Origin of the sequence: Pseudomonas psychrophila (assembly GCF_001043005.1) — a bacterium.
Taxonomy (GTDB): domain Bacteria; phylum Pseudomonadota; class Gammaproteobacteria; order Pseudomonadales; family Pseudomonadaceae; genus Aquipseudomonas; species Aquipseudomonas psychrophila.
The window spans coordinates 1-612 of sequence record NZ_JYKZ01000080.1; the positions used below are offsets into that span (position 1 = coordinate 1).

The window sequence follows — 612 nt, forward strand, 5'->3', positions numbered from 1 at the left end:
TCGTCTGCCGGTTTCAGGGTATGACCCATCACCCCTCCAACAAACGCCGAACGCGCTCAAGATCTTCGAGCGTATCAACGCCCGCAGGCGGTGCTTCGAGCACGTCTGCCACGTGTATCCGCACCCCATGCCACAACGCCCGTAATTGTTCGAGACGCTCGGTATTCTCCAGCCAGCAAGGGCCCCAGCCCACAAAATCGTGCAGGAAACCTGCCCGATATGCGTAGATGCCGATATGGCGACGGTATGGCACGCCCGCCGGCAACACGTCAGGCTGCCGGGCGAAGTCATCACGGGCCCACGGCAACGTGGCACGGCTGAATGTCAGGGCCAGCCCATTGATGTCGCTGACCACCTTGACCACATTCGGGTTGAAGAGGGTTTCAACGTCTTCGATCGGCTCTGCCAGGGTCGCCATGCTCGCCTCGCTGTGAGCGGCCAGATTGACCGCTACCTGATCGATCACCTGCGGCGGAATCAGCGGCTCGTCACCCTGGACATTGACCACAATGGCATCGCTGGCCAGGCCCAGTTGCGTCACCACTTCGGCCAAGCGGTCGGTGCCCGACTCGTGATCAGTACGGGTCATTAACACTTCAGCGCCAAACGCCT

At 61.1% G+C, this 612-nt stretch carries 1 protein-coding gene; it reads right to left on the bottom strand.

The features are described from left to right. Positions 1 to 28: 28 nt before the first annotated feature. Positions 29 to 612 (bottom strand): 3-deoxy-manno-octulosonate cytidylyltransferase (kdsB, locus tag TU76_RS24175; RefSeq protein WP_048352681.1); only part of this gene is annotated, 584 nt, incomplete at its 5' end.